This window comes from Streptomyces sp. NPDC045026 (genome assembly GCF_056432625.1).
In genome coordinates this window covers 633,187-654,631 of record NZ_JBWKIS010000002.1, presented here as the reverse complement: position 1 = coordinate 654,631, position 21,445 = coordinate 633,187, and the positions used below count along the sequence as shown (strand labels likewise).

The 21,445-nt window shown below is 71.3% G+C and carries 20 protein-coding genes; 14 read left to right on the top strand and 6 right to left on the bottom strand.

Translation table 11 applies throughout. The features are described from left to right. The 3 genes from AC07EJ_RS06785 to AC07EJ_RS06775 are packed head-to-tail and all read left to right on the top strand — an operon-like array spanning position 1 to position 3,004. Positions 1-903, top strand: a complete 903-nt coding sequence (locus AC07EJ_RS06785; protein ID WP_478883890.1) for an enoyl-CoA hydratase — start codon at positions 1-3, stop codon at positions 901-903. Further along, positions 903-2,045 carry an acyl-CoA dehydrogenase family protein gene (locus AC07EJ_RS06780; RefSeq protein WP_393582318.1) on the top strand — a complete coding sequence of 381 codons (1,143 nt, stop codon included), beginning with the start codon at positions 903-905 and terminating at the stop codon, positions 2,043-2,045. Before AC07EJ_RS06785 ends, AC07EJ_RS06780 begins: the two co-directional genes overlap by 1 nt. Then, positions 2,045-3,004 (top strand): acyl-CoA dehydrogenase family protein, encoded by a 960-nt coding sequence (locus tag AC07EJ_RS06775; RefSeq protein ID WP_478883889.1) that lies wholly within the window; start codon positions 2,045-2,047, stop codon positions 3,002-3,004. The genes AC07EJ_RS06780 and AC07EJ_RS06775 overlap by 1 nt, the downstream gene beginning before the upstream one ends. A gap of 488 nt (positions 3,005-3,492) precedes the next feature. Here AC07EJ_RS06775 and AC07EJ_RS06770 read toward each other — a convergent pair whose 3' ends face one another. Genes AC07EJ_RS06770 through AC07EJ_RS06760 form a run of 3 tightly spaced genes read right to left on the bottom strand, consistent with a single transcriptional unit; the run spans position 3,493 to position 6,708 of the window. Then, positions 3,493-4,053, bottom strand: coding sequence for a HutD/Ves family protein (locus AC07EJ_RS06770; RefSeq protein WP_478883888.1), 561 nt, complete (start codon positions 4,051-4,053; stop codon positions 3,493-3,495). Between the two features lie 37 nt (positions 4,054-4,090). Beyond that, positions 4,091-5,128 carry an acyl-CoA dehydrogenase family protein gene (locus AC07EJ_RS06765; protein WP_478883887.1) on the bottom strand — a complete coding sequence of 346 codons (1,038 nt, stop codon included), beginning with the start codon at positions 5,126-5,128 and terminating at the stop codon, positions 4,091-4,093. Next, positions 5,125-6,708: a FadD3 family acyl-CoA ligase gene (locus AC07EJ_RS06760; RefSeq protein WP_478883886.1), complete on the bottom strand. Its 1,584-nt coding sequence runs from the start codon at positions 6,706-6,708 to the stop codon at positions 5,125-5,127. Before AC07EJ_RS06760 ends, AC07EJ_RS06765 begins: the two co-directional genes overlap by 4 nt. A gap of 109 nt (positions 6,709-6,817) precedes the next feature. Here AC07EJ_RS06760 and AC07EJ_RS06755 point away from each other — a divergent pair, with 109 nt between their 5' ends. After that, a complete protein-coding gene (locus AC07EJ_RS06755) occupies positions 6,818-7,369 on the top strand; it encodes a flavin reductase family protein (RefSeq protein WP_389475128.1) in 552 nt (183 codons plus the stop codon). On the opposite strand, the gene AC07EJ_RS06750 is transcribed toward AC07EJ_RS06755, so the two are convergent. Next, positions 7,294-7,899: a helix-turn-helix transcriptional regulator gene (locus AC07EJ_RS06750; protein WP_389475126.1), complete on the bottom strand. Its 606-nt coding sequence runs from the start codon at positions 7,897-7,899 to the stop codon at positions 7,294-7,296. The two genes, AC07EJ_RS06755 and AC07EJ_RS06750, sit on opposite strands and share 76 nt — an antisense overlap. 89 nt (positions 7,900-7,988) lie before the next feature. On the opposite strand from AC07EJ_RS06750, the gene AC07EJ_RS06745 reads away from it, so the two are divergent. From AC07EJ_RS06745 to AC07EJ_RS06730, 4 genes are read left to right on the top strand one after another with little or no spacing between them, the layout of a single operon-like run. Then, positions 7,989-9,122 (top strand): LLM class flavin-dependent oxidoreductase, encoded by a 1,134-nt coding sequence (locus AC07EJ_RS06745; protein WP_478883885.1) that lies wholly within the window; start codon positions 7,989-7,991, stop codon positions 9,120-9,122. Continuing rightward, positions 9,119-9,847, top strand: coding sequence for an SDR family NAD(P)-dependent oxidoreductase (locus tag AC07EJ_RS06740; RefSeq protein ID WP_389475122.1), 729 nt, complete (start codon positions 9,119-9,121; stop codon positions 9,845-9,847). Before AC07EJ_RS06745 ends, AC07EJ_RS06740 begins: the two co-directional genes overlap by 4 nt. Before the next feature lie 23 nt (positions 9,848-9,870). Beyond that, a complete protein-coding gene (locus tag AC07EJ_RS06735; RefSeq protein WP_389475120.1) occupies positions 9,871-10,815 on the top strand; it encodes an alpha/beta hydrolase in 945 nt (314 codons plus the stop codon). Positions 10,816-10,875: 60 nt separating this feature from the next. After that, positions 10,876-11,133, top strand: a complete 258-nt coding sequence (locus AC07EJ_RS06730) for a hypothetical protein (protein WP_478883884.1) — start codon at positions 10,876-10,878, stop codon at positions 11,131-11,133. A 23-nt stretch (positions 11,134-11,156) separates the two neighbouring features. Here AC07EJ_RS06730 and AC07EJ_RS06725 read toward each other — a convergent pair whose 3' ends face one another. Together AC07EJ_RS06725 and AC07EJ_RS06720 are read right to left on the bottom strand one after the other, a co-directional pair. Then, a complete protein-coding gene (locus AC07EJ_RS06725) occupies positions 11,157-12,269 on the bottom strand; it encodes a hypothetical protein (RefSeq protein WP_389475116.1) in 1,113 nt (370 codons plus the stop codon). A gap of 24 nt (positions 12,270-12,293) precedes the next feature. Continuing rightward, positions 12,294-12,512, bottom strand: coding sequence for a hypothetical protein (locus AC07EJ_RS06720; RefSeq protein ID WP_389475114.1), 219 nt, complete (start codon positions 12,510-12,512; stop codon positions 12,294-12,296). Positions 12,513-12,645: 133 nt separating this feature from the next. Here AC07EJ_RS06720 and AC07EJ_RS06715 point away from each other — a divergent pair, with 133 nt between their 5' ends. The 6 genes from AC07EJ_RS06715 to AC07EJ_RS06690 all read left to right on the top strand — a co-directional run bounded on the left by AC07EJ_RS06715 (position 12,646) and on the right by AC07EJ_RS06690 (position 21,325). Further along, positions 12,646-13,551 (top strand): chitosanase, encoded by a 906-nt coding sequence (locus AC07EJ_RS06715; RefSeq protein WP_478883883.1) that lies wholly within the window; start codon positions 12,646-12,648, stop codon positions 13,549-13,551. A 100-nt stretch (positions 13,552-13,651) separates the two neighbouring features. Beyond that, positions 13,652-18,814, top strand: coding sequence for an HD domain-containing protein (locus tag AC07EJ_RS06710; RefSeq protein WP_478883882.1), 5,163 nt, complete (start codon positions 13,652-13,654; stop codon positions 18,812-18,814). Positions 18,815-18,826: 12 nt separating this feature from the next. Next, on the top strand, positions 18,827-19,159 hold the full coding sequence (locus tag AC07EJ_RS06705) for a hypothetical protein (protein WP_389475108.1): 333 nt from the start codon (positions 18,827-18,829) through the stop codon (positions 19,157-19,159). After that, positions 19,159-19,605: a hypothetical protein gene (locus AC07EJ_RS06700; protein WP_389475106.1), complete on the top strand. Its 447-nt coding sequence runs from the start codon at positions 19,159-19,161 to the stop codon at positions 19,603-19,605. The genes AC07EJ_RS06705 and AC07EJ_RS06700 overlap by 1 nt, the downstream gene beginning before the upstream one ends. 118 nt (positions 19,606-19,723) lie before the next feature. Next, a complete protein-coding gene (locus tag AC07EJ_RS06695) occupies positions 19,724-20,221 on the top strand; it encodes a hypothetical protein (RefSeq protein WP_393582328.1) in 498 nt (165 codons plus the stop codon). 99 nt (positions 20,222-20,320) lie between these two features. Next, a complete protein-coding gene (locus tag AC07EJ_RS06690) occupies positions 20,321-21,325 on the top strand; it encodes a hypothetical protein (protein WP_478883881.1) in 1,005 nt (334 codons plus the stop codon). Positions 21,326-21,445: the final 120 nt, after the last annotated feature.

Genomic DNA, 21,445 nt, shown 5'->3' with positions numbered 1-21,445 from the left:
ATGCCCGCAGCCCACGACAGTCCTCGACCCGCCCCGCACGAGGGCCCCGCGCCCGCCGCGCACGAGGTTCCCGAGCCGGTCCTGTACGAGCGCCGCGGCCCTGTCGCGTACGTGACGATGAACCGTCCGCGCTATCGCAACGCGCAGAACTCGGCGATGACCTACGCCCTGGACGCCGCCTTCTACCGCGCGGCCGACGACCCCGAGGTCAAGGTCGTGGTCCTGGCCGGCGCGGGTGACCACTTCTCCGCGGGGCACGACATCGGCACTCCGGAACGGGACGCGCATCTGCCCTTCGAGCGGCGGGCCGGGCTCTGGTGGGACCACTCGGACAAGCAGGGCGCCGAGTCGCGGTTCGCCCGCGAGTCGGAGGTCTATCTCGGGATGTGCCGGCGCTGGCGCGAGCTGCCGAAGCCGGTGATCGCCTCGGTCCACGGGGCGTGCGTGGCGGGCGGGCTGATGCTCGCGTGGGTCTGCGACCTGATCGTGGCCTCCGACGACGCGTTCTTCGCCGATCCCGTCGTGCGCATGGGGATCCCCGGCGTCGAATACTTCGCGCACCCGTGGGTGATGCCGCCACGGGTCGCCAAGGAGTTCCTGTTCACCGGCGACCGGATGAACGCGCGCAGGGCGTACGAGGTGGGGATGGTCAACCACGTCGTCCCCCGTGCCGAACTCGCGGGGACGACCGACGAGTTGGCGCTGCGCGTCGCCGAGATGCCGCGGCTCGGGCTCGCCCTCGCCAAGCGGGCGGTGAACCAGGCGGAGGACCTTCAGGGCCTGCACGCCGGCATGGACTCCGTGTTCGGCCTGCACCACCTCGCCCACGCGCACAACGCGGAGACCGCGAAGGACTCCCTCGGCGGCATGGACGTACGCGCCATGAAGGAGGCGAACGCCTGATGGACCTCGACTTCACACCCCACGAGGACGCGTTCCGCGCCGAGGCCCGCGAGTGGCTCGCCGGGCACGTCCCGGCCGAGCCGCTGCCGTCCCTGGAGACCGAGGAGGGTTTCGCCGCGCACCGCGCGTGGGAGGCACAACTCCACGCCGGGCGCTGGTCGGTGGTGTCCTGGCCCGAGGAGTACGGGGGGCGGGGCGCCGACATCTTTTCGTGGCTGCTCTTCGAGGAGGAGTACTACGCCGCGGGCGCCCCTGGGCGTGTCTCGCAGAACGGCATCAACCTGCTCGCGCCGACCCTCTTCGACCACGGCACCCCCGAACAGCGGGCCCGGGTGCTGCCCTCCATGGCGAGCGGCGAGACCATCTGGGCGCAGGCCTGGTCCGAGCCGGAGGCCGGTTCGGATCTGGCGTCCCTGAAGTCGAAGGCCGTGCGCACGGAGGGTGGCTGGCTGCTGTCCGGGCAGAAGACCTGGTCGTCGCGGGCCGCGTTCGCCGACCGGGCCTTCGGGATCTTCCGCACGGATCCTGACGCCCCCAAGCCCCATCAGGGACTGACCTACCTGATGTTCGACCTGCGGGCGCCAGGGGTGACCGTGCGGCCCATCGGGCGGCTCGACGGGAAGCCGGCGTTCGCCGAGCTGTTCCTCGACCGCGTCTTCGTCCCCGACGAGGACGTCATCGGTGAGCCGGGCAACGGGTGGCGTATCGCCATGTCGACCACGGGGAACGAGCGGGGGCTCACGCTGCGGTCGCCCGGTCGCTTCCTCGCTGCCGCCGACCGGCTCGTACAGCTGTGGCGGGAGGGGGGCGAGGACCCCGGGATGCGCGATCGCGTCGCCGACGCATTGATCGGGGCGCGCGCGTACCAGTTGTTCACGTACGCCAATGCGTCGCGGTTCGCGGCCGGCCAGACGATCGGTGCCGAGTCCAGCCTGAACAAGGTGTTCTGGTCGGAGTACGACATCGCCCTGCATGAGACCGCGCTCGATCTTCTCGGTGCGGACGGGGAGTTGGCCGACGACGGGGGGTGGGGCGAAGGGTACGTCTTCTCGCTCGCCGGGCCCATCTATGCGGGGACCAACGAGATCCAGCGCGACATCATCGCCGAGCGGCTGCTCGGCCTGCCGAAGGGACGGCGCTGATGAGGTTCCTCCTCGACACGGAACAGGCCGAGTTCGGGCGCACGCTCGACCGGCTGCTGACCGCCGCGGAGACGCCTGACGTGATCCGGGCCTGGTCGTCCGGCGATCACGGGCCGGGGCGGGCGCTGTGGTCGCGGCTCGGCGGGACGGGTGTCTTCGCGCTCACCGTTCCTGAGGCTTACGACGGGGCCGGGTTCCTGCCGGTCGAACTGGCCGTCTCGTATGTGGAGTTGGGGCGGTTCGGGGTGCCCGGGCCCATAGTGGAGACCGCTGCCGCGGCTCGGCTTCTGGACTGCCTGCCTGATGTCGCCAAGGAGTGGCTTCCCGGGATCGCCTCAGGGGACGTGGCGGTGTCCCTCGGCGTGGATGGTTCCTACGTCCTGGATGCGGACTCCGCCGACGCCGTCTTCGTCGTCCGTGGCGACGAGCTGCGGTTTGCCTCCGGACACGGGCCGCTGTTGCCGTCCGCCGATCCTGCGCGCCGGCTCTACGCGCCTGCGGAGGGCGGGACGCTTCTCGCCCGGGGTCCTGACGTGCGGGACGCGGCGGCGCGTGCTGTGGACCTGGCCGCGTTCCTGACCGCCGCGCAGTCGCTCGGCGTGGGTCTGTCCCTGCTGCACCGGACCGTCGAATACGCCACGCAGCGCACCCAGTTCGGCGCTCCCATCGGCTCCTTCCAGGCCGTGAAGCACCGGCTCGCGGACGCGCTCACGGGGCTGGAGTTCGCGCGGCCGCTGGTGTTCGGGGCGGCGCTCTCGCTTGCGCCTGGGGACATCGCGGCGGCGAAGGTGGCGGCGGGCGAGGCGTCTTACGCTGCCGCGCGGGCGGCGCTCCAGCTCCACGGGGCCATCGGGTACACGCAGGAGCTGGACCTGTCGCTGTGGCTACGCAAGGCTCGGCCGCTGCGGGACGCGTGGGGGGCGCCTGCGGCTTGCCGGGCTCGGGTGCTGGGGGGCTGACGCCGGGGTTGGGGTGCTGGGGGCTGACGCCGGGGTCGGGTGCTGGGGGGCTGACGCCGGGGTTGGGTGCTGGGGGGCGGTTCAGCCTTCTCGGCGTCGGCATGTGCGGGCCCACACCCGTTCGTGGGTGCGGCGTCGTGCCTGCTGCGTCTCGCCGTGCGTGGGTGCGGGGACGCGGCGGGATGTACGTGCTCGCTGTTCTATGGGCTCAGGGGGACGGGGACACTGGTCCGCGCGCTCCCGCACGTGGCTCCGCGCGCACATCCCGCCGCGTCCCCTCCCGTGGTGGGGCGGCTGCGGGACGGTGGGGCTTCCTCTCGCGTACGGGTGTTTCGTACGCGGCTGCGGGACGGTGGGGGTTCCTCTCGCGTACGGGTGTTACGTACGCGGCTGCGGGACGGTGGGGCTTCCTCTCGCGTACGGCTGTTTCGTACGCGGCTGCGGGACGGTGGGACTTCCCTCTCGCGTACGGCTGTTTCGTACTTCGCTCAGGGGAAGGTGACTACGGCCGTGCGGCCCATGGCGTGCAGTGTTGTGGTGGTTGAGGTCATCAGTGCGGCGTCGTAGCGGGCGAGTTCATGTCCTGCGACCTTCGCTCCCTCGTCGTCCAGCGCTACGACCAGGGCCTTGCCGGTGATGGTGAGACGGCCTCGGACCACTGCTACCGAGGGGGGTGTGCCGGCTCCCCTGCGCCACATGACGTTGAAGTTCACGACCGGGCCGTCGATGAGGCGGCAGTCGGTCGGGACGTCGCCTCGGAAGTCCTGTGGTGCGTAGCGCTCGTCCACGGTGCGGTGTTCGGCGCCGACCGTCAGTTCCATGCCGGCGCCCTCGACCATCGTCAGTGTTCGGTCGACCTCGCGGAACGCCGAGAACGGGCCGTCGCCCTCGACGTCCGCGAGGCTGACCCGCCACACGAAGTCGTCCGTCCCCGCGTCCGGCGGCGACGCCGCGATGTTGCGGGTGACCCCGCCGCCGTTCTTCCAGGGCGCGGCCGCCCGTTCCGCCGCGGGCAGCAGCCGTACGCCGTTGTCGGTGGTCCCGGGCATGCGGCGGCTCCAATGTGGTGTGACGGGAGTGCCGAGGTTACGTCACTGGGGTCAGGCCGAGCCGGGCGGCGAGGCGTTGGCGGTGTGTGGCTGGGGCGCCGAACAGGTGGCGGCCCGAGTGGGCCCGCTTCAGGTGGCGGTGTGCCTCGTGTTCCCAGGTGATGCCTATGCCGCCGTGCAGCTGGATCATCTCGCCCGCGATGTGCGTGTACGCCTCGGAGCAGGCGGCCGCGGCGGCTGCCGCAAGCTGGGGTTCGGCGTCGGAGTGCGCGGCGGCTTGCGCGAGCGAGCGTGCGGCCTCCAGCTCGACGTGCAGGTCGGCCAGGCGGTGTTTGACCGCCTGGAACGAGCCGATGGGCCGCCCGAACTGCACACGGTCCTTGGCGTACTGGATCGTGTCCGCGAGTGCTCGGGCTGCGGCGCCTGTCTGTTCCGCGGCCAGCGCTGTGCAGGCGAGGTCCCATACGCGGGACACGACCCGTTCTCCGTCGGCGGCCAGGCGCTCGGCCGGGGTCCCGTCGAAGGTGACACGGGCCTGGGGACGGGTCTGGTCCATGGTGGGCAGGGGCGTGAACTCGGCGTTCTCGGAGTCGACTTGGAACAGGGCGAGTCCCTGTTCGTCTCGGGCCAGGACCAGGAGGGTGTCCGGGCGTCCGGGGCCCGCCAGGACGTGTTCCTTCACGCCGGTCAGGCGGCCCGCTCCGACCCGGGCGTTCATCGCTTCCGGCTCCCAGCTTCCGTTCTCCGCCCAGGCCAGCGCCCCCAGCGCGGAGCCGTCGGCCAGCGCGGGCAGCAGCTCTGCGCAGGCCCGCGCGTGGCCGGACGCGACCAGTGCCTGTGTGGCCAGGACGGTGGAGGCCAGGTACGGGACCGGGCTCAGCGCCCGGCCCAGTTCCTCCATGACGACGTACGTCTCCACCGTGCCGCCGCCGAAGCCCCCGTACTCCTCGGGCACCCCCAGGCCCGCCGCGCCGACGGACTCGGCGAGCGGCGCCCACGCGGCCATACCCTCGTGCCGGGCCAGCACCGCCCGTACGGCGGAACGCAGTTCGTCCTGTTCCCGGGTGAATTTCATGCCCTGTCTCCTCTTGCCTTGCGCCGCAGTTCGCCCTTGAGGAGCTTGCCGCCCGCGTTGCGCGGGAGCTCCGGGACCGTCACGAAGCGGCGCGGCACCTTGAAGTTGGCGAGGCGCTCGCGCGTCCACGCGGTGAGCTTCTTTGCGTCTACGGGACCGGACACGACGATGAAGGCGACACCTACCTCCCCGAGTCGCTCGTCCGGAGCTCCGACCACGGCGACGTCGGCTATCAGTTCGTGGCCGAGGAGGGTGTTCTCCACCTCGGCCGGATAGGCGTTGAATCCGCCGACGACGTACATGTCCTTGAGCCGGTCCGTGATGGTGAGCAAGCCGCGGTCGTCGAGCGTGCCGATGTCGCCCGTGCGGAGCCAGCCCTCTTCGGAGACCGCCTCGTGGGTTGCCGGTCGGTCGTCCAGGTAGCCGCGCATCACGTGGTAGCCGCGCACCTGTACCTCGCCCGGTTCGCCGGCGGGCAGGACGTCGCCGAGTGGCGAGGCGATCCGGATCTCGGTGCCGGGCAGCGCGCGGCCCACCGTGTGCGCGACGGTCCACGCGTCGGCGTCCGTGGGGCAGACGGAGACGACTCCGCCCGACTCGGTGAGCCCGTACGCCGTGAACACGTCGGGGGCGCAGAGTTCGGTGCGGATGAGTTCGACCAGTTCGGTCGGGACGGCGGCGGCGCCCGTTCCGGCGAGGCGCAGCGCCCCGAGGTCTGCTTCGCTCCTGCGGGGGTGGTGGATCAGGCCGTGGAAGACCGTGGGCGGGCCCATCAGGCAGGAGACGCGTTCGGTGGCGATGCGCTCGAGGACGCGGTCGGCGTCGTAGACCTCCTCGGGCAGCATCGTGACGCCGCGCAGCAGGCAGGCGATGATGCCGGCCTTGTAGCCGAAGGTGTGGAAGAAGGGGTTCAGCAGGAGGTAGCGATCGCCTGTTCTCAGGGTGACCTGGTGCGACCACTCCTCATAGAGGCGGACCGTCTGCCCGTGGGTCGTCATCACGCCCTTGGGACGGCCGGTGGTGCCGGAGGTGTAGAGGATGTCGCTGAGGTCGTCGGGGCCCACGGCGGCGGCGCGGGCCAGGCGTTCGGTGTCGGTGACTCCTTCGCCCGCCTTCAGGTATGCCTCCCATGCGAGCGCGTCGTCGTGCGCGTCGCCGCGCAGGACGACCACGGAGCGCAGGGCGCCCAGGTCCTCGCCGCTCTCGCGGAGGGTGTGGACGTAGTCGGTGCCGAGGAATCCGCGTTCCGTGAAGAGGAGTTCGGCGCCGCTGCGGCGGATGATGTCGGCGGCCTCGGCCGCCTTGTAGCGCGTGTTGACCGGGACGAGGACCGCCCCGGCGCCGACCGCGCCGAGTGCGGCGAGGATCCACTGGCGGCTGTTGGCGGCCCAGATCGCGACGCGGGTGCCGGGGCGTATGCCGTGTGCGACGGCTGCGCGCGCGGACGCGGCGATCTCGTCGCGCAGCCGGCTGAAGGTCCAGCGGACCTCGCCGTCGGCGAGTGCCTCCCGGTCGCCGTACGCGGCGGCGGCGTACTCGGGGAGCTGGGCGAGCGTGCGCGGTGGGGTGGTGCTGGTCACGAACCCTCCCTGTGATCAGGGGTACTTGACGTGCGAGCGTGGCCGGTATCCAATCACAGGTGTTTCGGTTAGGCATATACCTAGTAGGTACATTCCTTGGAGGCCTCACATGCCGATCCCCACCCATCCCGCCACCTCGGCCGAGGACCTGAAGTCCGCCCTCGCCGGCTTCTGTACGGGCGTCGCGGTCATCACCGCACTCGACGGCGACGGCCGCCCCGCGGGCATGGCCGTGCAGTCGTTCTCGTCGGTCTCGCTCGACCCGCCCCTGGTCTGCTTCTGCCCGGCGCACACCTCGACGACCTGGCCGCGGATCCAGGCGGCGGGCAGGTTCGCGGTCAACGTCCTCGCCGAGGACCAGCGCGAGCTGTGCCGGCGCTTCGCGGTCACCGGTGACGACAAGTTCACGGGCACACCCTGGCGGCCCGGCGGCAACGGCGCGCCCCTGCTCGACGGGGCACTCGCCACGATCGAGTGCGAGCTCGCCGACGTGCTCGACGGAGGCGACCACGCCATCGCGCTCGGCCGGGTCACCTCACTGACCGCGCACCGCGACGCGGGGCCGCTGCTCTACTTCCGCCGCACTTACGGGCGCTTGCCGCGCTCCAGCTCCTCGATGTCCGCGAGCATGGCATCGGCGAGGTCGCGCTCGGACGCGTAGTACCGCTCGGCCCATTTGAGCGTGAGCGTGGGGTACGTCCAGGCCTCGTTGGCCTTCGCGCCCTCCACGTCCTCCTCCGCGCGCACCCGCATCGTCTCGGCGAACTCCCGGTGCCGCGCGAGCACTTCACGCATCTGCTCGGCTTCGAGCAGGTGCCCGAGCCAGAGCCGCAGCATGGGCCCGTGCTTGAGGACGGGCGGGTCGACGGGCGCCTCGCGGGCCCAGGTCCGCACCGCGTCCATGCCTTCGCCGGTGATCCGGTAGACCCGCTTGTCGCGCGTGCCGGTCTCCTGCGCGACCATCCGCGAGGTCGCGTATCCGGCCTTCTCCAGGCGCTTGAGCTCGCTGTAGATCTGGCTGAACGACGGGCTCCAGTAGAAGAAGCGCAGGGACCAGTCCGACCACTTCTTCAGGTCGTACCCGGACAGCTCCTCACCGAAGGAGAGCAGTCCGAGCACCGCCCAGCTGGTCGCCGGGAGTGCGGGGCGCTCCGCGCCGGCCGTGTCGTCTACCGCCTTCTTCTTCACCACGCCACGCAGTCTACGTAGCCCCTTCCCTCGACCTGCGTATGCCTGCTAGAAGTATTCCTATTAGAAACACGTCACTCGGGAGGATCCCCGTGAAGTTCTCCATGATCTTCGAGGCTCAGCTGGCCGACCCGACGCCAGAGAACGAGCGACAGGTCCTCAAGGACTGTGTCGAACAGGCCGTCTTCGCCGAGGAGATGGGCTTCGACCGCATCTGGGCGGTCGAGCACCACTCCCTCACCCAGTACGCGCACATGAGCGCGTCCGAGATCTTCCTGACCTGGGTCGCGGCCAGGACCTCGCGCATCCGCATCGGGCACGGCGTCGTCACGATGCCCTTCGGCTACCAGCACCCCGTCCGCGTCGCCGAGCGCGCCGCGATGCTCGACTCGCTGACCGGCGGCCGCGTCGACATCGGCGCCGGGCGCGGCGCGACGAAACAGGAGATGCGGATGTACGGCGTCCGCCCCGAGGACACGTATCCGCAGATGGAGGAGGCCCTGCGGATCTTCTCCTCGGCGTGGCGCGAGGAGCAGTTCGAGTGGCACGGCTCGATCGACATCGGGCCCGGCGCGATCCTGCCCCGCCCGGTGCAGACCCCGCACCCGCCGCTCTTCATGGCCTGTTCCAAGCACGACACGCTCAAGCTCGCGGCCGAACTCGGCATCGGGGCCCTGGTGATGGGCTTCGCCGGTGCCGACGACGTCCGCACGATGCGCAAGGTCTACGACGAGGCCATCGCGACCCGCACCGGCGAGCGCTTCGTGTCGACCGAGGTCAACGACCACCTCTCGGCGCTCTGCCCGACCATCGTCCTCGACGACCCGGACCTCGCCCTGCGCCTCGGCACGCGCGGACAGCGCTTCTTCGCCGAGTCGATCGCACACTGGTACGGGAACGGCCCCGCTCCTACCTCCTACGCCGAGTCCGATGACGCGGCGACCCACGTGGCGGCGATGGCCAAAGACCGCGAGGAGCTCGTCGCCAAGCTCCACGAGGCGAACATCCCGGCCCGCCCGGTCGACACCGGCACCTACAACGCCGAGCACGCCTACGGCTCCGCCGACACCGCGATCAGTTACGTCGAGCAGCTCCGCGAGATCGGCGTGGACGAGGTGATGTGCCTCATCCAGATGGGCACGGTCCCGCAGGAGGCGTGCATGGAGACCATCCGCCAGTGGGGCGAGAAGGTCATCCCGCACTTCCGGGCGCTGGAGGCGAAGTGACACTCTCACTGGACGGCAAGGTCGTCGTCATCACGGGCGCGGGGCGCGGGCAGGGCGCGGCCGAAGCCTCTCTCGCCGCGGCGGCCGGCGCGCGGGTCGTGATCACCGACGTACGCGAGGAGGAGGGTCGCGAGGCAGCCAAGTCGCTTGGCGAGCAAGGGCTGTTCGTACGGCACGACGTGTCCGATCCGGACAGCTGGGCCGAGGTCGTCGGCGCCACGCTCGGCGCCTTCGGGCGGATCGACGCGCTGGTCAACAACGCGGCGCTGTGGCGCACCGCGCCGGTGGAGCGGGAGACGCTGGAGAACTTCGAGCAGCTGATCCGCGTCAATCTCCTCGGCCCGTTCCTCGGCATCCAGGCCGTGGTGCCCGCGATGAAGGAGGCGGGCGGCGGATCGGTCGTCAACGTCTCGTCGACGGCGGGTCTCATCGGCATTCCGGGGCACGCGGCTTACGGCTCCACGAAGTTCGGGCTGCGTGGCCTGACCCGGTCATCGGCGCTCGACCTTGCGCAGTACGGGATCCGCGTCAACTCGGTGCACCCGGGCGCCATCGACACCCCGATGATTGCCGGGGTGTCGGACAAGGACTGGTCGCACCTGCCGCTCGGCCGGATGGGCCGCCCCGAGGAGGTCGGTGAGCTGGTCCTGTTCCTGGCCTCGGACGCCTCCTCGTACATCACCGGCACGGAGTTCACGGTGGACGGGGGGTCGACCGCGGGATGACGCCGCACGATCCCCTCACCCCGATGGCGCGCACCCTGTGCGACGCCATGTCGGCCACGTTCCCCGACCCGGCCGACGGGCCCCTCGCCCCGGACGCCCTGCGGGCCGCCGCGCGGGCAGGGCTCGGGAAGCCGGCGGTGCCGATGCGGTCGGTTACCGAGCGCCTGGTGCCCGCGCCGGACCTCGACGCCCCCGTGCCCGTACGGATCTACGAACCCGAGCACGGCCCTCCCCGTCCCGAGGCCGACGGCCCGCGCCCGCTCGTGGTGTTCCTGCACGGCGGCGGGTGGGTGCTCTGCGACCTCGACACGCACGACGGACTCTGCCGTCAACTCGCCTCATCGGCCGGTGCGTTGGTGGTTTCCGTCGACTATCGCCGTGCGCCCGAGCACCCGTTCCCCGCCGCCTCCCACGATGCGTACGCCGTCGCCCGGTGGGCCGCCGCGCACGCGTCGGAGCTGGGGTGCGACCCGGACCGGCTGTTCGTCGCCGGGGACTCCAGCGGCGGGAACCTGGCCGCGGCCGTCGCACAGCGGGCCCTGGGCGATCCCGCCGGCCCGGCGGTCGCGGGCCAGTTGCTGCTGTACCCGGTCCTCGACCACCGGCTCGGCGGCGAGTCCCCGGTGGCGTTCGAGCGGGGGTTCTTCCACACGGCGGCTCATATGCGCTGGTACTGGGAGCAGTACCTCGGCGCCGACGGCGATCCCGTCGCCGCGTCACCCGGGCTCGCGCCCGACCTCGAAGGGCTGCCGCCCGCGCTCGTGCTCCTCGCGGACTGCGACCCGCTGCGTGACGAGGGGCTCGCGTACGCGCGGCGGCTCGCGCGGGCCGGGGTGCGGGCGGAGGTGGCGCTGTATCCGGGGGTGTTCCACGGGTTCCTGGGCGCGGCCGGGTACCTGCCCGAGGCGGACGCGGCGCTCGCACGGGCCGCCGCCTGGCTGACCCGCACGCCGGGCGCAGGGGCCTGACGGCATTCGCCGTCTGTACGCCGCCCGCTGTCCGCGGCGCGTCCCCACGGCGGCTCCGTCATGCTGATCCCGCTGATCCCGCTCGTCATGTACGTCACGTACGTCACGTACGTCCTGATGGGCCTCGCCATCGCGGCCCACCTCGCCGAGCTACTTCCCGCTGCGGGATGCTGGACTCGGCCGGGTTCGCCTCCTGGCCTCCTGGCAGGGGCACTTGGGCCGCCTGCTGACGGGCGGGTGGGGCGGCGCGCGTCCATCCTCGCCCTCGCGTACGCGCCCGTCTTCCATATGGCACTGACGTTGCTCAAGCAGCCGTAGAACTACCAGTTGTCGACCGGCTGTTACTGTGCCGCCTGCTCCTGGAAGGCGGGGAGTTCGAGGATCCGCTGCTTGCCGGCGTCGTCCATCAGCTCCACCAGGGGCAGGACCAGATCCCACAGGTCCTGCTTGTCCACCTCGCGGGCCAGCGCGTCGAGTTCGGGCGCGGGCAGCGCGCCGGCCGCCGCGGCGACCTCCCGGCGGGACTCGTCCGGAAGGACCTCGGCCAGCGGCAGGAACTCCGCCCACAGCCCCGTCGCCACCACGGCCCGTACGACACCCTCGAGCACCCCGTCGGCCCGTAGCGACGGCAGCGCCGCGACCGCCCGGCGCTCGTCCTCACCGAGGAGCGCCACCAGCGGAAGCAAGGACTCCCACAGGTCCTCGTCGGCGACCGTGGCGACCAGCGAGTCGAGCCGGTCGGCGGGCTGCGCCGCCGTGAGCGAGGCGATCCGGCCCCGCTGTTCACCGGTGACCATCCCGGCCACGGCCAGCGCCTGAGGCCACAGCCCCTCGGTCGCGGCGGACGCGATGACCTGCGCCAGCCGCTTCTCCCCCATCAACTCGACGATGCGGCCGGTGCGTTCGGGCCGGTCGATGGCGAAGCCCGTGCGCAGCACGGCCGCGTCGTCCACCTGCGGCAGGATCCGGGTCAGCGCCGAGTCCCGCAGATGGCCGACGAAGCGGCCCATCGTCAGATGGTCGCCGCGCTCGGCGAGCGCCACCGCGATACGGACGACGAGGTTCTCGTCGAGCCGGTCCACGATGCCGGGGATGCGGCGCGGGTCCAGGTGCGCGCACGACTCGGCGGTGAACGGCACGGGCAGCTTTTCGATGATGTCAGCGGCGCGCTGGGCGTCGAGGCGCCCGGCGACCGCGGCGGCCAGACGCGGCCCGAGCGCCTTCTGCGAGATCGCGGCGGCGACCCCGGCGGGGACCAGTTTGGTGGCGGCGGCGATCCGGTCGAGCATGTCGGGCATCCGGTCGAACAGTGCGGCGACCGTCTGCTCGTGGAAGCGGCGCACGTCGTCCGGCGGCAGCTCCTGCAGGAAGTCGAGGCTCTCGGGCTCGGCGTCGAGCAGCCTCGCGATCTTGAGGACCTCGGCCCGGCCCCGCAACTTGTCCGTGACAGTCATGTGCGCGTCTCCTGTCGAGAGGCCCTAGCGGAAGAGGATGCGGCGGACGGGTCCGCGGGCGAGGGCGGGGACCAGTTTCAGGGCCTCCTCGGCGGCCTCACCGAGTCCGGCGGCTCGGCTCTCGCGCTCCCGGCGCAGGGCGGCGGCGAGGAGCAGGGTCTGCGCTTCGGTCAACTCCCCGAGGGAGTGCGGGGGTTGGGCCCCCAGTTCGGTACTCAGCTGTGCCCGTGCTTCGTTGCTCACAGCGACCTCCCGGTCAGCGCGCGGCTCGCACTCGGTTCACGCTCGGCTCGTCCCGAGACTGGTGCCGAATTGACTTTTAGTCAATACCGGCGGGCACCGGGGGCGGGTGTGTGCGCCACGTAATCTGAGGCGCATGAAACGCGCAGGCTGCCTCCTCCTGGCCGTGGCTCCGGTCGCCACGGTCGCGGTGTTCCTCCTCACGCCCGGACACGACGACGGCAAGGGCGGCTCGCACGGCGCGTCCTCGTCGCGGCTCTCCGACGGGGACGCCGCGGCAGCCAAGGCCGCCGCGGAGAAGAAGGCCGACGACGAGGCCATCGCCGACCTGCCGCCGGGCCTCGCCGCGCCCGCGAAGAAGGAACTCGCCCAGCAGATCGTGGCCAGCGCGGAGAACTCGACGCTCGACTGGCGCGGCCAGTACGGCTACATAGAAGACATCAAGGACGGGCAGGGCTACACGGCCGGGATCATCGGCTTCTGCACCGGCACGCACGACCTGCTCACCCTCGTCGAGCGGTACACGAAGGCCCACCCGGACAACGGGCTCGCCCGCTACCTGCCCGCCCTGCGCAAGGTCGACGGCACGGACTCCCACGAAGGCCTCGACCCCGGCTTCACCGCGGCCTGGAAGAAGGAGGCGTCCGACGCCGACTTCCGCGCCGCCCAGAACTCCGAGCGCGACCGTGTCTACTTCGACCCGGCCGTCCGCCTCGCCAAGCTCGACGGCCTGGGCACGCTCGGCCAGTTCATCTACTACGACGCCATGGTCCTGCACGGCCCCGGCACGGGCCCGAGCGGCTTCTACGGCCTGCGGGAGAAGGCCATGCGGGAGGCGGACACCCCGGCGCAGGGCGGCAAGGAGAAGGCGTACCTCGACATCTTCCTCGCCGTGCGCCGCACGGCGATGAAGGCGAAGAAGCCGGACCGCGACACGACCCGCATCGACACGGCCCAGCGGCAGTTCCTCTACGACGGCAACCTGGCCCTGAAGACACCGCTGGTGTGGAAGGTGTACGGGGAGACTTACCGGGTGCAGTAATTCCCCGCCCATGCCGCCCACCCCTCTACCCTCAACCCCCTTCCCCACACTGCCACTTCTGGGATGATGTGCCAGGTCAGACGAGAGAGGGAGGGGCTCGGTGGGGCCGGAGGACGACCAGGGGCAGCAGGGCGGAAAGCGGCGGGCGCTGCTGATCGGCGTGCGGGAGACGCCCTATCTGGCGAAGTATCCGGAGCTCCGTGCCAAGTACCCGTCCCTGGACTTCGTCGGCAAGGACATGTCACTCGTCCAGGAGGCCTTGGAGCACTCCGAGTACGAGGTCGTCCCCTGCGAGGACACCAACTACGGGCCGGTGACGGGCGCCATTGAGGAGTTCTTCTCGTCCTGCGAGGAGGGCGACACCGCGTTCGTCTACGTGTCCTGCCACGGCGAGACCCTGGGTGACCGGCACTACCTCGTCCTCTCGGACAGCCAGTCCAAGGCCTTGGAGGACGGGAGCCGGGTCCTGAGCCCCACCGCCTTGCTGAGCGCCGACGCGGCAGGGCTGCTGCGCGACGCCAAGCCCGGCGTCACCACCATCGTGTGCCTCGACACCTGCCGCACCCCGGGCCCGCTCCCGGCCGGCGGCGCCGAGCCGCAGGGCCAGGGCCCCGCCCTCGCCGCGTACTGGATCCACAGCTGCGGCCGGGGGCAGCGCTCCTACGCGGATCGCAACCACGGCAGCTGGTTCGCGCAGGCCCTCGCCAAGGCGCTGCAGCCCGGCACCCCGCCGACCACGTTCTCGGAGCTCGTCGAGTACACCGGAAGGGGGCTGCGCGGGCTCGCCGACGGGCACCAGGTCGAATGGCCCACGGTGGAGCCGTCATGGCCCGTGCGCGCGCCCGACAAGCAGCTCGACCCGTGGGTCTGCAAGGGCTCCACCGAGACCCTGGACTGGAGCCGGATCCTCACGGAGTCGGTCCTGTGGGACCACACGTCCGGCTCAGCCGCGACGCATGCGCGGGTCAAGGAGGCGCTGTCGGAGCTGGTCCGGTGCGTCGTGGAGACCGGCGCGGGAGCCGGCGCCCACCATCACGACCCCTGGGCCGACGACGCGTACCCGGTGCGCGTCCAGGCCCGCCTCGACGACCTCGTGACCCACGCGAAGCTCACCGGGCCCGACCGGCTCTCACCCGCCGAGACGGCCTGCCTGCTGGCGGCCGCCGTCGTCCACGACGGCGTCGTCGCCACGGCGCTCCAAGAACTGCACCGCTTCCTGCCCGACACCCTCGACCCAGGCCCGCGCGGCCGGGTGAAGTCGCCGCGCGACCACCACCAGCAGGTGCGGGACGCCGCACGGGACGTGTGCCGCGCCCACATCCTCGTACAGCGGACGGCCGACACTCTGCGAGGCCGTGGCCTCGACGAAGCCGCGAAAGCCGCCGACCACTGGTTGCGCCACCGCCTCATAGCCGAGTGGGACCGGCTGTGGGAGCGCACCGGCGACTACGAGGTGGTGGATCTGCTCATCGACATGACGGTCGACGCCGTCGTGGCGGCGGCCGACGGCCCTGCCCTGGAGCCGGTGACGCCGGAGGCCCGCCATGAGATCGACAGCCAGGTCCGCCAGGTGCTCGGCCACTTCACGATCAAGCCGGGCGGCAGCAGTCCGCGGATCAACGAGAAGGGGCAGGACGTCTTCGACGATCGCTCGCCGGTGTCCGGGAGCTGTTGGCGCGGCCGGCAGCTGGCGACACTGCTGTGGACGGCCGCGCATCTGGCCGCCGACCCCCGCCGGCCCGCGAGCGTGCTCGTCGACCATCTCGGCGCACACCGTCCCCTGCTGCCGTCCGAGGTCGTGTCCGCGCTCGCCAACCGGTTCGGCTACGACCGCGTCGAGGGCCGCACGGAAAGCACCCGCGGCCTCGCCGTGCGCTTCCTGTGCCCGCACCCCGCCCTGCACGCCGCGATCGAGGAGACGGTGCGCATCGCCGACGCCGCGGTGCGGGCCTTCCACGCGGCGGCCGGGCCGGGCGGCCTGCCTCCCCTGCTGCGCGGTCTTCCCGACCGGGTCACGGCCGAGCATCTGAGGCCTCCCGCCAACGGCTACAAGACCCCCGTCGAACGCTTCCGGCTCGCCGAGGACGAGATCCGGGCGCTCCTCATGGGCACGCAGCTGTACGGCGACCGGATGCTCGCGGTGCGCGAGCTGTACCAGAACGCCCTCGACGCCTGCCGCTACCGGGACATGCGCAAGAAGTACGGGAAACAGCGCGGCCCCAAGTGGAAAGCCCTCATCGAGTTCGAACAGGGCTGGGACGGCCGGCGGCCCTACATCGAATGCCTCGACAACGGCGCCGGGATGACCCGCGCCCGGCTCACCTCGATGTTCGCCCGGGCCGGCAAACGGTTCGAGCAGGACCCGGAGTTCGTCCTGGAGCGGCGCAACTGGCGTCGGGAGGGCATCGAGGACGTCGCCATGAACTCCCGTTTCGGCATCGGGGTGTTCAGCTACTTCATGCTCGCCGACGAAGTGGTGATCTGGACCAGCGCGGTCGACGAGTACGGTCTCAGCAGCGGCGGGCGGGCGCTGCGCGCGGACATCCAGTCGGGCTCCGGGCTGCTCCAGATCAGCGAAACGGACGACGCGGAGTACCTCCCGCGCGACGGCGGCACCCGCGTACGCCTGTATCTCGCCGAACCGGGAGAGAACGAGAAGCAGCCGTCCCTCGTGGAGACGCTCCGCACCCAGCTGTGGGTCGCCGAGTACGACGTGGCCGCCGAGGAACGGGGGCGCGACGACACTCGCGTACGGGACATGTCCTGGCAGCCACATCGCCTCGCGCCCCGCGACGAATGGCTCGGCGAGCCTGTGAAGATCGGAACAGACGCCTGGCTCGTCCAGGGAAAGGGGCAGCTGCTGCTCGACGGCGTCCTCGTGCAGGACGCGCCCGAGGTGTACGGCCGGGTGGTCAACCTGCGCGAACGCCACAGCCCCGTGCCGAGCGTGGACCGCAACCAGCTCCTCAAGTACGACAAGGAGAGCGTCTACTCGGAACTTCTCGACGAGGCCGCGTCCGTCGCGGAACAGATCGAGGAGGTGTCGCTGCGCTGGCTGTGGGGTCTCGCGCGGGACGCGCCCCGGCTCGCGGTCGCGGTCCTCGACGCACTTCCGAAGGAAACGGTGGCGGTGCTCTCGGTCCAGGCGGACGGACGGCGGCTTGTGGAGGAGCGGGTGCAGCTCACACAGTCCGGATGCCTGCCCAGTGACGAAGGGGTCCTGCAACTCTTCCCCTCACCCGCCCAGCTCGACACGGGCGGTCCGTACGAGAGCGCCCTGCTGGAGAACTGGCAGAGCACGCGGCTCTCGCTGCGGCAGCAGGGTGCCGGCTTCGCGCCGCCGGGCTACGCGTCTCCGGTCGGCCTGGACGCCGTGCTCTTCGAAGATGCTGTCCCCCGTGGCTGGCAGACGGTGCTGCGCGCCGCGGCGCTTGCCGACGTGTCGATCGGTGAGGCATTGAAGGAGCTGCGCAAGTACGCCGTGATGGGCGTATACATCCCTTCAGCCCCTGACCTGCCGGCGCTGCGTCACCGGCGGTCGACGGTCGTGCTCGCCGATCTCCTGGCCGCCTATCTGGCCTCGGCCAAAGACGAGATCGCCCTGACAACCGCAGGCCGCAAGCCGCAGGCCACCCACGCGGCGGCGCTGATCATAGCGGCCCGGCACGACATCACCTTGGGGAAGGTGGCCGAACTCCTGGCGCTGCTGAGAGAACTGCACCCGGAGCTGCCGGAACCGCCCGAACTCGACGCCGCGCTCGCCGACCTCCGCGTCACCCCGCAGGAAGTCGGACGGCTCTCCGTCGACAGGAACAAACCGCTGGACGCCATCACCGATCTCTTGTGGATGCCCGGCAGGGTGGGGCCCGTCGATCTCCTGTACCGGTCGGAAGCGCCGTTCTCGATCGAGGAGATCACCCGTCGCCTCGACCTGCTCGCTCCCCTCGGGTTCTCATACGAGTGCGAGCCCTCACCCGCCGCAAAGGAGCAGCGTGCCCTTTCGGCGGGGCAGCGACTTCTACTCTCCGTGGACGGTGATCAAGCACCTCCGTGGCACGAGGCAGACATCACGCTGCCCCAGGTTCTGGCCATGTCTCAACGCCTCTCGGCGACCCCCGGTAGCGTCGGCCGGCGCATCGCCGACGCCACATCGGTCTCCGGTGTGCACGCACCCGGCATTCCCGCTGAGGCGGCCGACTGGGACGTTCCCTACTGGGTGTCGTCAACCATCGACAGGTGGGGGCACGGAACACAGCGGCGGTTCAGGCCCTGGGAACTGATCGGCGCCTTCTACCAGTGGGGGGACGACGAGCCGGACGCGTTCCAGAAGGCCGTCACCGCCCTCGCCGCCTGCGATCTCATCCGTTGGGAGCACGGCGTCGACGCCGCCGCGCTGATCGAGCAGGCCGCGTCCCGCAACAAGATCCTCGTCGCCTTCCCGCAGGTGGAACGGGTGCAGCCTCATTACCTCGCGGTCAACGGAGACTTCGACGAGGACGGTGTCACGCTGGCCTACTTGTGGGCGATGACCGCCGTCGAGGACCGCACACTGGGCGAGGTCGCCGATACCGTCGCAGGGATCCACACCTCGATCCCCCTGGACGTGGTGCCGGTTCCTGACACAGCCCGTGCCCTGCGGGCCACCATCGTCGATGTGCGGATCCTCAAGGACGGTGACGCACCTGACTACCAGGCGTTTCGCCTGCGCGCGAATCTGACGGTTCTGAATCTGCTCCGCCACGCCCAGCTCAGCCGCACCTCCGTCGCCGCCAGCGCCCGCCATCTCGCCTCCTTCACCGCCATCGGCGCTCCACCGCTGCCGGGCCCCTTCGAGGGCCCGGACGTCGACTTCCTGGCGGAGTTTCATCCCGACCGCTTCGACCTCGCCGCCTTCGACCAGGGGCTCCTCGGCACCGACAACGTCCTCGGCCCCCTCGAACTCGTCCGCGTCGCGGGCCGATTCGGCTGGACGCTCGGGAAGACGTACGACCGCTACGCGCCCTTCCGCTGCCTCGGCCTGGACGTCACCGTTCCGGCGCCCGACCCCCAGGAGGCCGCGCTCGCCCCCGACTGGCGGGACGTGCTGATCCTCAGCGAGCAACTCACCGGCCGTTCCCCCGCGTTGGCCTGGCCCGTCACGGCGGAGCACGTGAGCCTGTGCGCGCAGGAGACGGACCTGTCCGAGGACGAGGTGCGCACGCGTCTGAGCCTCTACTCCAGACTCTTCGAACTGTCCCTGTCCGGCGCAGCCCGGCCCGAGTGAAGGCAGCCATCCGTGCGGTACCGAGAACATCCCCACCCCGGCGAGGTCACCTTCTCGTGGACGCGCCACGAGTCCGACGGGCGTGTGCTCCTGGAGGCGAGCGGCCAGTGCCCCGTGTGCGGCTGCGCCATGTCCCACACCTTCACGCACCTGCAGTCCGTGATCCCCAAGGGCGGCGGATTCCTCGACCGCAGGGAGGACCCGGGCAGCGGTGTCTGGCAGACGCGCTGCCGCTGCGGCAGTCACCACTTCCCGCGCCCGGCGGAGGCAACGGAGGGCTGCGGTGCCTGGCTGCGGCTCGCGGCCCCGCCGGCTGCCGTCACCGCACCGGACGGGGGATCCTGATGGACTTCACGCAGCGCGAGTTGCGCGATGCCGAGCGCAGGATCGAGGCGCAGAGCGATCCGCACGAGCAGCTGCGGATGGCCCGCCAGCAGGCCGAGGGCTACCGGAACTTCCTGTCGTCCCTGACCGCCGTGCTGACCGCCGTCTTCGTCCTCAAGGGCCAGGAGGACCTGAGCAAGATGGACAGCGTCCCGCGCTGGACGGTCGTGGGCCTGCTCATCACCGGGTTCGTGGCGCTGATCGTCGCGTCCTGGCTCGGGGTGCTCGCCACCGACGGCCGTCCGGGCGAGGAGACCTGGGGCGACCCGGGACGGTTCCTGGAAGGGGAGGTCCGCCGCACCCGGCGGATCTGGCGTCTCGTCGAGTGGGCCCGCTGGCTCGCCCTCGCCGGGGTGGTGTGTGTGGCTGCCGCGGTGATCACAACCTGGGTGGCCCCCAGTTCCTAGAATTGCGGCTGGTCGCGTGCGTCACCCCGGACGAAACCCGATGGACGTACGCCGACGACTTCCCTGCGACGTCGTCGACCGGCGATGTCATGACAGAGCGAGAGGCAAGAGGTAACCGATGGATCTGGTACTCGACCCGCCGCGCGGAGTCGCGCCGATCCTGCTGGGCATGACGCTCGACGAAGCGCTCACCGCGGCGCCCGGGAACTGGGGCGAGCCCCGCGTACTGCGGCGCCCCGCCCAGAGCTCGGCGCAGGCCTCCTGGACCCTGGACCACGTCGGCGTGCAGGCCCTGGTCGAGGACGGGACCACCGTCACTGCGATCGAGCTGTGGTGGCCCGGCGAAGGCCGCACATCCAGCACCCGCGTCCTGCTCGACGGGGACGAGGTGTTCACCACCCCCGCACAGGACCTCTTCGCACGCGCCGCCGAGCGGGGCTGGACGATCGACACGTCACAGCCCGAGTACCCGGTGATCCCCGGAGTGTCCCTCGGCTTCACACGGCAGACCTCGCAGGACGTCGAGCGGGACGCCGACGGACTGCCGCGGTGCGTCACCTCGGCCCTGGTCGGCGGAGAGGACTACTACAACTACCGCTACGAGAATGGCGGTTGAGCGGCGCTCTGTCCGGCTGCGAACCCCGGCAACCGGGAGTCCCCCTCCGCCCTCGCCGACCGACCGTGACCGACACCCGATGCCCGGGAGCCCTGCCCCATGCCGCGCACCACCCCGCCCCGCCCCGCCGACGTCGAAGCGCTCTTTCCCGAGCTGGGTGCGCTGCGCCGCTCGGCGACCCGGCTGCATCCACGGCCCGGCACCCCCACGGTGCACGACAGCTCGGTCGGCGGTCCGATGCTGTGGCCCGCAGGAGAGCCGTGGCCGGTCTGCACGATCGCGCACGGGCGGTCCAGCGGCTACCGCTACGGCGATGTCCTGCGCGAGCGGGAGATCCTGGACCGGGCCAGGCGACGCGATCCGCGGTCCGGCCCGAACGCCGAGGAGCTCGCCGAACTCGCCGGTTTCGAGCGCGGCCGGCACGCCCCGGACCTGACCGACAGCGACCCCGTCCCGCTGCTCGCCGTCGCCCAGCTGCACCGCCGTGACGTCCCCGGACTGCCGTTCCCCGAAGAGGGCGATCTGCTCCAGGTGTTCTGGTGCGGCTACGAGCGGCACGGCGAGTCCCGCCACGAGCCGCACGTCCACCTCCGCCGACGTCATGCCGCGGACGTCACCGAGCCGCGGTCCGAGCAGCCGGTGCCCGGGGTCGTGGGCCGCGAGGAGCTCGTCCCGAGTGCGTGTGTCCTGCACCCCGAAGTGGTCACCGAGTACCCGTGGTTCGAGGAGCTCGACCCCGGTCTGCAGGAGCGCATCGAGCGCTGGGCCGCGCCCGACGGCGAGGAGGAGGACGAGGACGAGGTCTACGTGTCGGACCTGTCGACGGCCCCCGGCTGGAAGGTCGGCGGTCACATCGCCTGGAACCTCACGGGGCCGACCCGACTGAGCTGCGCCGCCTGCGACGCGGACCTCTTCCCGCTCCTGACCGCGGCCGCCACCGAGTGGGATCCCAGCAGGACCAGCTGGATCCCGTACGAGGACCGGCAGGGCAGTGCTGCCCGGCGTGCCAACACCCCGACCCGCATCTCCCCCGGCCGCGGCCGCCTGATCATCGCCGTGTGCCCCCGCGACCCGCACCATCCGCTCCGGCTCGTCACGCAGTGAGTGACCGCGGCGCGGCTGAGGCCGACGCACCACGGCGCCCACCCAGTCGTCCGGTCGGGGACAGTGGGGCGGGCGCCGTGTTCAGTTCCGTACGCCTTTGTACGGGACGTTTTTGAGGGC